Consider the following 7,552-nt stretch of genomic DNA (forward strand, 5'->3'; position numbering starts at 1 on the left):
ATGACCGACGATACGCCCGACAGCCTGATCCCCTATGATGAAATCGTGCAGGAAGCGCTGCGCGCCGTGGTGGGCCGCGTGCTCGGCCAGGTGGCCAGCACGGGCGGTTCTCTGCCGGGCAATCACCATTTCTACATCACTTTCAAGACTCAGGCGCCGGGCGTCGACATTCCCGCCCATCTCAAAACCCGATTCCCCGATGAAATGACCATCGTGCTCCAGAACAAGTTCTGGGATCTGAACGTGGGCGAGGATCATTTCTCGGTCGGGCTGACCTTCAATCAGGTGCCCGCCATTCTGGTGATTCCCTTTGGCGCGATCACCGCCTTTGTCGATCCGGCGGTCGATTTCGGCCTCCAGTTTCAGGCCACGGTCGAGGATCTGGAACCCGAACTTCACGATCAGGCCGAAAACGATTCGCCCGGCTCCGACGCCCCCATCGCAACCAGCGAGGACGGCTCGAATGTCGTCACGGTGGATTTCGGCCGCAAGAAGTAGATCGGCATGAGCGCGCCCAAACTCTCCAGCCTGATCCGCCGGAACGGCCAGTCGCTGGTCAGGAAGGCCGTGGATACGATCATCGTGCAGGACAAGGCGGATGGTCAGCAGCGCATCTCGCTGCCCCGCAAGATCGCCGGTTTCGCGCTGACGAAACTGGCCACGCGGTCGGTGCCGGGCGCCATTCTGGTCGGCGGCGTGCTGCTGGCCAAGCACCTGCATGACCGCAAGCAGGAACGCAAAAAGGGCGAGGACGAAGGGGGCGAATAAACAGCCCTCTTGATCGCGCGGCGATGTTGCGGCATCGGACGCCATGGCTCCTGACTCGCACGATCTGCACCACACCGACCACCACCACCCCGACCTGCACCGTCGCGGGCTGATGTTCATCCTGTCCAGCCCCTCGGGCACCGGCAAGACCACCATTGCCCGCCGCCTGCTGGCCGAAGATCATGCGATCAACCCCTCTGTTTCGGCCACCACCCGCACGCCCCGCCCCGGCGAGGTCGATGGCGTGGATTACTTCTTCGTCAGCCAGCAAGAATTCGACAGCATGGCCGAAAATGACGAATTCTATGAATGGGCAGAGGTTTTCGGCAATTGCTACGGCACGCCCAAGGCCCATATCCGCGCCGGGCTGAAACACGGCAAGGACTTCCTCTTCGACATCGACTGGCAGGGCACGCAGCAGCTCTATCAAAAGGACGCGCAGGACGTAGTCCGCGTCTTCCTCCTGCCGCCCAGCATCGAGGAACTGCACCGCCGCCTTTCCGGCCGCGGCACCGACAGCGCCGAGGTCATCAACGCCCGCATGGACCGCGCCCGCGCCGAAATCAGCCACTGGGACGCCTATGACTATGTCGTGGTGAACGAGGATCTGGACGAGTGCTATGAGCAGGTGAAGCTGATTCTGGCCGCCGAGCGTTTACGCCGCAAGCGTCAGACGGGGTTGATCCCGTTTGTGCGCGGGTTGTTGCGCACCAAGCATGGGTGAGGGTTTGCGGGGTTAAGCAGTGTGCCTCCGGCGGGCAAAGGGACTCGTCCCTTTGCAATCCCGTTAATGGGGTGGTGTAGGGTTGGCAGCGGGGCGCCAGGACCAAGGTTTTGAAAGCCTGCGGCGCCTTGCGCTTATCGGCGCCGCAGGCTTTAAAATCCAAACCCCGCGTCCGACACCCATTGGCCGAACCTATAGCGCAACCTCGACAGTACCGGGATTGCAAAGGGACGAGTCCCTTTGCCCGCCGGAGGCACCTTACCCCCCTCTTGCGCCATAAAAACCCGCCAGCTACATCCCCATGATGAATCAGCCCAGAACCGCCCCCAACATTCCGCTTTCGCTCTTTGCCGGCTCGCTGCTTTACGGCGGCCTGTGCGTTCTGGCGGGGGTTTTGGGAACCAAGATTGCCGATCTTGGCACATGGCCGGTCCTTGGCAATCTGGCGGTGGAGAGCGGAATTTTTGCTTTCCTGATCCTTGTCGTGCTGGGCAGTGCGACGGCTGAGCTGCATGGTACGGCCACCGCCAACCGGCTGGTTCGCTTTGGTTTTGTGCCGCTGATCGTGTCGATGGCGCTGCTGATGATCGTCATCCACGCCGTGCCTCCCGCGCCTTTCTGGCCTGATCAGCCCGCCTTTGCCCATCTGCTGGGTCAGGGCGCGCGGATGCAGTTTGCCGGGCTTTGCTCCTATGGCACCTCGCAGACGCTTAATGTCTATGTCTTTTCCCGCCTTGCGGCCGGGCGCGAGGGGCGGCTGCTCTGGGTCCGCGCCTGGCTGGCCAGCCTGCTCAGCCAGGTGGTTGATACGCTGATCTTCATCACTATCAGCTTTTACGGCGTGCTCGACCTCGGCCCGCTGATGAAGGGGCAGATCATCTCCAAGCTGGTGCTCTCCACGATCATGGTCCCGCCGCTGATCTATCTGTTTGTGGCGCTCGGTCGCTGGCTGGATCGCGAAAAGCCCGCGTAAAAAACACTTCTATTCCGCCAAAAGCGCGGTAAACGGCGCCCCATGAACGAATCCACCACAACCCTGCTCGCCAAAGCCGAAACGCTGATTGAGGCCCTGCCCTATCTCAAGCGTTACGAAGGGCGAACCTTTGTCGTAAAATACGGCGGCCATGCGATGGGCGATCCCGCGCTGGCGCAGGATTTTGCCGAGGATATCGTGCTTTTGAAGGCCGTGGGCATCAACCCCGTGGTGGTCCATGGCGGCGGTCCGCAGATCGGGCGGATGCTCAAGGCGCTCGGCATCGAATCGCAATTCGTCAACGGCTTGCGCGTGACCGACAAGGCCACCGCCGAGGTTGCCGAAATGGTGCTTTCCGGCGCGATCAACAAGGAACTGGTGAGCTGGATCAGCAAAGCGGGCGGCAAGGCCGTCGGCATTTCCGGCAAGGACGGCGCGCTGGTCACCGCCCGCAAGGTCGAGGCGCAAAAGCTGGGCAAGGCGATCGAGGACCCCGACAGCGGCGAGGCCATCGTGGTGGACCTCGGCTATGTGGGCGAGCCTGATCATATCGACACCTCGATTCTGGAAACCCTGTCGAGCGCGGGCCTGATCCCGGTCATCGCCCCCATCGCGGTGGGCCATGACGGCGAAACCTATAATATCAACGCCGACACGATGGCGGGCGCGATTGCCGCCGCGATCGGCGCTGCCCGCCTGTTCCTGCTCACCGACGTTCCGGGCGTGCTGGACAAGGACAAGAACCTGCTGACCGATCTGACGCCCGCCGACATTGAGGCGCTGGCCGAAGATGGCACGATCAGCGGCGGCATGATCCCCAAGCTTGCCACCTGCACCCATGCGGTTGAGGCCGGATGCGAAGCGGCCGTCGTACTGGATGGCCGCGTTCCCCATGCCATGTTGCTCGAATTCTTCACCAGCAAGGGCGCAGGCACGCTGATCCGCAAGGCGTAAGCCTCAGGCGTTTGTCCAATTCACGCGATTGATGTAGAACGAGCGCACCGGCTCGCCTGCGGCGTTGCGGGCCGGATAAAACGTGGCGCGCCGGCTCAGCACATCGCATGTGGCCTTGCGCAAACGCTCGTCGGCAATCGCCGTCAGAATGGTGCAGTCCGCGACCTTGCCCTCAATGGTCACATCCAGACGGAACAAAACCGACCCCACTGGGGAATCCTTGGCCAACAACCGAAACGGAGCATCAAGGAAGGTAATCCACCTTTCCGGGCTGACCGTTGGCGTGGCTGCGGTTTTCAGCGCGGCTTGCTCCTTGGAATCATAGCCCCAACTGTTGACCAACCCCACGGTGCATGAGCGCAAGGCCAACATGGGATATTTGAGAGAGCCGGTGGCCAGTCGGAACCATAGCCCCGTGGGCGCGGAAAATAGGATCGAGGTAACGGCCTCTTCCTGCTCGGGCGTCACAGGCGGCACATCCTGCATCACCTTGCCGCGCGCAGCAACCGCAGGCACGAGGCGCAGATTTGGCGCCACCATCATCGGGACACCATCCGCGCTACCTCCCAGAGCGTCGGCTTTATCCAGCCCTTGACCAAAACCGATAGAAATTGTGTTTTTCAAGTGATTAAGATGGAAACGGTTGCTGATCAGGCGAACTTCCAGCTCATCGCCAAGCGAATAGCGGTACATCTGCAACGTAATCGCCTGATCGCCTTCACCAAATCTGGCGCCTATCGCACAATATTGCTTGTCCGCGTCCAGCACCCATTGGCCATTGCGCTGTAATTCTATGGTTTTTGCCGGCGCGTTTTGCGCCGCCAATACCGGGCGGCCCATCAGCACGGCCAAGCACACCAGAACGATCGCCCTCATCAAAACCCCTCATCGACCATCACCACACTTGTCGCCGATCAGGCTAACGGGCAGCAGTGCGCAAAACAAGGCGGGCAAGTCCATAAGGCCCCTTGCCAAATTTGTAAGCAACACTTACAATCCTTCCTCAGCGCTCCGGTTGCGCGCGTGGTCTGCCTCGGCTAGGCCACACGCTCTGCCATTGGGAGAGGAAGCGCCCCGTGATTAACGAAGTGATTATCCCCATTCTTCTGCTGTTGGCCGACATCGTGTCAACGGCGGTGTTGGTGCAGGTTGTTCTCGGGCTGCTGATCAGCTTCAACGTCGTAAACCTGCATAATCCGCTGGTTTCCGGCATCTGGCAGGCGCTCAACGCGATTCTGGAGCCGCTTTTGAGGCCGATCCGCCGGTTCATGCCTCACACCGGCTTTATCGACCTTTCGCCGATGGCGCTGCTGGTGCTGATTCGCATCGTCATCATCTTGCTGGTTTACATTGGGAATCATTACGGATGAGCGAGAACAAAATTATCGACGGGAAGGAATTTGCAGAAAGGCTCCGCGCGCGTATCGGCGTGCTGGCCGGTGAATTCGAAGCCAAGGCCGGTCGCAAGGCGGGCCTGGCCGTGGTGCTGGTGGGCGAGGATCCGGCCAGCCAGGTCTATGTGTCCTCCAAGGGCAAGCAGACCGTGGCCGCGGGCATGAACAGCTTTGAACACAAGCTGCCCGCCGATGCCAGCGAGGAAGAACTGCTGGCCGTGGTAGAAAAGCTCAATGCCGATCCTGCAGTTGACGGCATTCTGGTTCAGCTTCCCCTGCCCCGCCATATGGACGAGCAGAAGGTGATCGCCACCATCGACCCGGACAAGGATGTCGATGGTTTCCACGTCACCAATGCGGGCCGTCTGGCCGTGGGTCAGGCCGGCTATGTGCCTTGCACGCCGCTGGGCTGTCTGATGCTGCTCGAAGACCGTCTGGGCGATCTCAAGGGACTCAACGCCGTGGTCATCGGGCGCAGCAACATTGTGGGCAAGCCCATGGCGCAACTGCTGCTTTCGGCCAATTGCACCGTCACCATCGCGCATCGCCACACCAAGGATCTGGCCGATATCGTGCGGCGCAGCGACATTGTCGTGGCGGCCGTTGGCGTGCCCGAAATGGTCAAGGGCGACTGGATCAAGCCGGGCGCGACCGTGATCGACGTGGGCATCAATCGTCTGCCCCCCGCCGAGGGCAAGACCAAGGGTCGGATCGTGGGCGATGTCGATTATCAAGGCGCTGTTCAGGTGGCGGGCGCCATCACCCCGGTGCCGGGCGGCGTTGGCCCCATGACGATTGCGGTGCTGCTGCGCAATGCGCTGGTGGCCGCCTATGCGCATGAAGGTCTGACGCTGGCCACTGCCGACCTGCCGGAGCATTCGATCTGATGAAAAAGCCCGCCTTTCTTGCGTTGTTTGGAAGGCGGGCTTTGGCTGCGCTGTTGATCGCCTCGGTCGTGCCCGGCGCGGCCATGGCCCAGCGCCCGGCCAGGGGCATGGCCACGATGTTCGCCCTGCCCAGCGACATTATCGCGCGCGAAATCGGCTTTGCCCGCGCCGTGCGCGACAAGGGGCAATGGCAGGCGTTTCGCGACCATGCCGCGCCGGACGCGCAAATGTTCGACGGCGACAAGGTGGTGCGCGTTCAGGATTTCGTCCGCCATCGCGCCAATCCGGCCTGGCCGCTGCAATGGCAGGTCCATAACGTCTGGATGAGTTGCGACGGGGCCACGGCCATTTCCTATGGCGGATGGCAGGCGGGCGCGGCCCACGGCTGGTTCTCGACCGTGTGGCAGCGGCAGAAAAAAGGCCAGTATCTCTTCGTGCTGGACCAGGGCGGCGTCACCGACAAGCCTCTGGCCGAACCCGAATGGGCCGAGGCGAAGGTCGCCGAATGCGGCCCGCGCGGGCAAAAGGCGCTCGAATTCACGCCGCCTGCCGATGGCGATCACCTCTCGGGCCAGAGCAGCGACCATTCGCTCGAATGGTCAACCTCGGCCCATTCCGACGGTACGCGCGACTATGTGGTCAGCGTGAAAATCGGCGGCAAGATGAGCGAAGTGCTGCGCCGCGCTTCGAAATAGGCCCCCTTTCGCTGAACCTCACGCTGGGGTAAGGCAGCGGGATGCTTGAACTTTTCATCTCCACCTTCGCCACGCTTTTCGTGGTGATCGATCCGGTTGGCTGCGCGCCGATCTATGGCGGGCTGACGGCCAGCTATACGCCCCAGGCCGCGCGCAGCACCGCCATCCGCGCCAGCATCATCGCCAGCACGATTCTCATCATCTTTGCCTTGTTCGGAAAGGGTTTGCTGGCGGCGCTGGCCATTGAGCTGAATGCTTTCCGTATTGCGGGCGGGATGATGCTGTTCCTGATCGCGCTGGAAATGGTGTTTGAAAAGCGCACCCAGCGCCGCGAGGAACGTGTGGAAAAGGTGCTCCACACCCCGGAACCGCATGAGGACATCAGCGTCTTTCCGATGGCCATGCCGATGATTGCCGGGCCGGGCTCGATTGCCACGGTGATGCTGATGATGGGCCATGCCAATGATCGCACCGGGGCGGCCGTGGTGCTGGCCGCGCTGATCTGCGTGCTGCTGCTGACGGCGCTGGCATTGCTGGCGGCAGGGCCGATCATGCGCCTGCTGGGCAGCCGGGTGGAAGCCGTGATTACCCGCGTGCTGGGCGTGCTGCTGGGCGCGCTGGCGGTGCAATATGTGATCGACGGGGTGCGCGGGGTGCTATTGGGCCACTAAGCGGGCCAGCCTGTCTTTGATGATTGTTTCCGCCTCGCTGACGATGCGCTGGATGAGCCGTTCGCAAGTTGGGATGTCGTGGATGATGCCCATGACGAGGCCGGCGGTGATGACGCCATGGGCGGTGTCGCCGGTGCTCAGGCCCTCGCGGCCTCGGGCGCCCTTGACCAGCGGGGCGATGGTTTCAAAGGGCTCGCCCCGGCTTTCGGCCTCGCGCACGGCCTGAGAGATGGCGTTTTTGGCCACGCGGGCGGTGTTGCGATAGGTGCGGAAGATGAGGTCGGTGCCGCGTTCGTCGCCCTCGACCAGCATACGCTTGATGTCGGGGTGGATCGGGGCCTCGACCGTGGCGCAGAAACGGGTGCCCATGTTGATGCCCTCGGCCCCCAAGGCCAGCGCGGCGGCAAGGCCCCGCCCGTCGCCAAAGCCCCCGCTGGCCAGCAAGGGCACGCGCACCTTGTCCGCCGCCGCCGGGATCAGGATCAG

11 protein-coding genes are annotated in these 7,552 nt (G+C 62.4%); 9 read left to right on the forward strand and 2 right to left on the reverse strand.

Going from position 1 to position 7,552, the window contains the following annotated elements; genetic code table 11:
• The 5 genes from FHW92_RS24555 (at window position 1) to argB (ending at window position 3,419) form a co-directional block, all read left to right on the forward strand.
• A complete protein-coding gene (locus FHW92_RS24555) occupies window positions 1–498 on the forward strand; it encodes a ClpXP protease specificity-enhancing factor SspB (RefSeq protein ID WP_168605929.1) in 498 nt (165 codons plus the stop codon).
• A 6-nt stretch (window positions 499–504) separates the two neighbouring features.
• Complete coding sequence (locus FHW92_RS24560; RefSeq protein ID WP_168605930.1) at window positions 505–768, forward strand: hypothetical protein; 264 nt, start codon at window positions 505–507, stop codon at window positions 766–768.
• Window positions 769–811: 43 nt separating this feature from the next.
• On the forward strand, window positions 812–1,492 hold the full coding sequence (gene gmk, locus FHW92_RS24565; RefSeq protein WP_168605931.1) for a guanylate kinase: 681 nt from the start codon (window positions 812–814) through the stop codon (window positions 1,490–1,492).
• A gap of 304 nt (window positions 1,493–1,796) precedes the next feature.
• Complete coding sequence (locus FHW92_RS24570; protein ID WP_168605932.1) at window positions 1,797–2,465, forward strand: queuosine precursor transporter; 669 nt, start codon at window positions 1,797–1,799, stop codon at window positions 2,463–2,465.
• A gap of 42 nt (window positions 2,466–2,507) precedes the next feature.
• A complete protein-coding gene (gene argB, locus FHW92_RS24575) occupies window positions 2,508–3,419 on the forward strand; it encodes an acetylglutamate kinase (RefSeq protein WP_168605933.1) in 912 nt (303 codons plus the stop codon).
• A gap of 3 nt (window positions 3,420–3,422) precedes the next feature.
• Here the strand turns inward: argB and FHW92_RS24580 are convergent, their stop codons facing one another.
• Window positions 3,423–4,265: an energy transducer TonB gene (locus FHW92_RS24580; RefSeq protein ID WP_349237752.1), complete on the reverse strand. Its 843-nt coding sequence runs from the start codon at window positions 4,263–4,265 to the stop codon at window positions 3,423–3,425.
• 230 nt (window positions 4,266–4,495) lie between these two features.
• On the opposite strand from FHW92_RS24580, the gene FHW92_RS24585 reads away from it, so the two are divergent.
• From FHW92_RS24585 to FHW92_RS24600, 4 genes are read left to right on the forward strand one after another with little or no spacing between them, the layout of a single operon-like run.
• Window positions 4,496–4,789, forward strand: coding sequence for a YggT family protein (locus tag FHW92_RS24585; RefSeq protein WP_168605935.1), 294 nt, complete (start codon window positions 4,496–4,498; stop codon window positions 4,787–4,789).
• On the forward strand, window positions 4,786–5,700 hold the full coding sequence (gene folD / locus FHW92_RS24590) for a bifunctional methylenetetrahydrofolate dehydrogenase/methenyltetrahydrofolate cyclohydrolase FolD (protein ID WP_168605936.1): 915 nt from the start codon (window positions 4,786–4,788) through the stop codon (window positions 5,698–5,700). The genes FHW92_RS24585 and folD overlap by 4 nt, the downstream gene beginning before the upstream one ends.
• Window positions 5,700–6,395 carry a hypothetical protein gene (locus FHW92_RS24595; protein WP_168605937.1) on the forward strand — a complete coding sequence of 232 codons (696 nt, stop codon included), beginning with the start codon at window positions 5,700–5,702 and terminating at the stop codon, window positions 6,393–6,395. Before folD ends, FHW92_RS24595 begins: the two co-directional genes overlap by 1 nt.
• A 41-nt stretch (window positions 6,396–6,436) precedes the next feature.
• Window positions 6,437–7,066, forward strand: a complete 630-nt coding sequence (locus tag FHW92_RS24600) for a MarC family protein (protein WP_168605938.1) — start codon at window positions 6,437–6,439, stop codon at window positions 7,064–7,066.
• Here FHW92_RS24600 and FHW92_RS24605 read toward each other — a convergent pair.
• Window positions 7,052–7,552, reverse strand: a 501-nt coding sequence (locus FHW92_RS24605) for a nitronate monooxygenase (protein ID WP_210428685.1), incomplete at its 5' end; no start/stop codon positions are given. The two genes, FHW92_RS24600 and FHW92_RS24605, sit on opposite strands and share 15 nt — an antisense overlap.

This window comes from Novosphingobium sp. SG707 (assembly GCF_012275515.1).
GTDB lineage: Bacteria > Pseudomonadota > Alphaproteobacteria > Sphingomonadales > Sphingomonadaceae > Novosphingobium.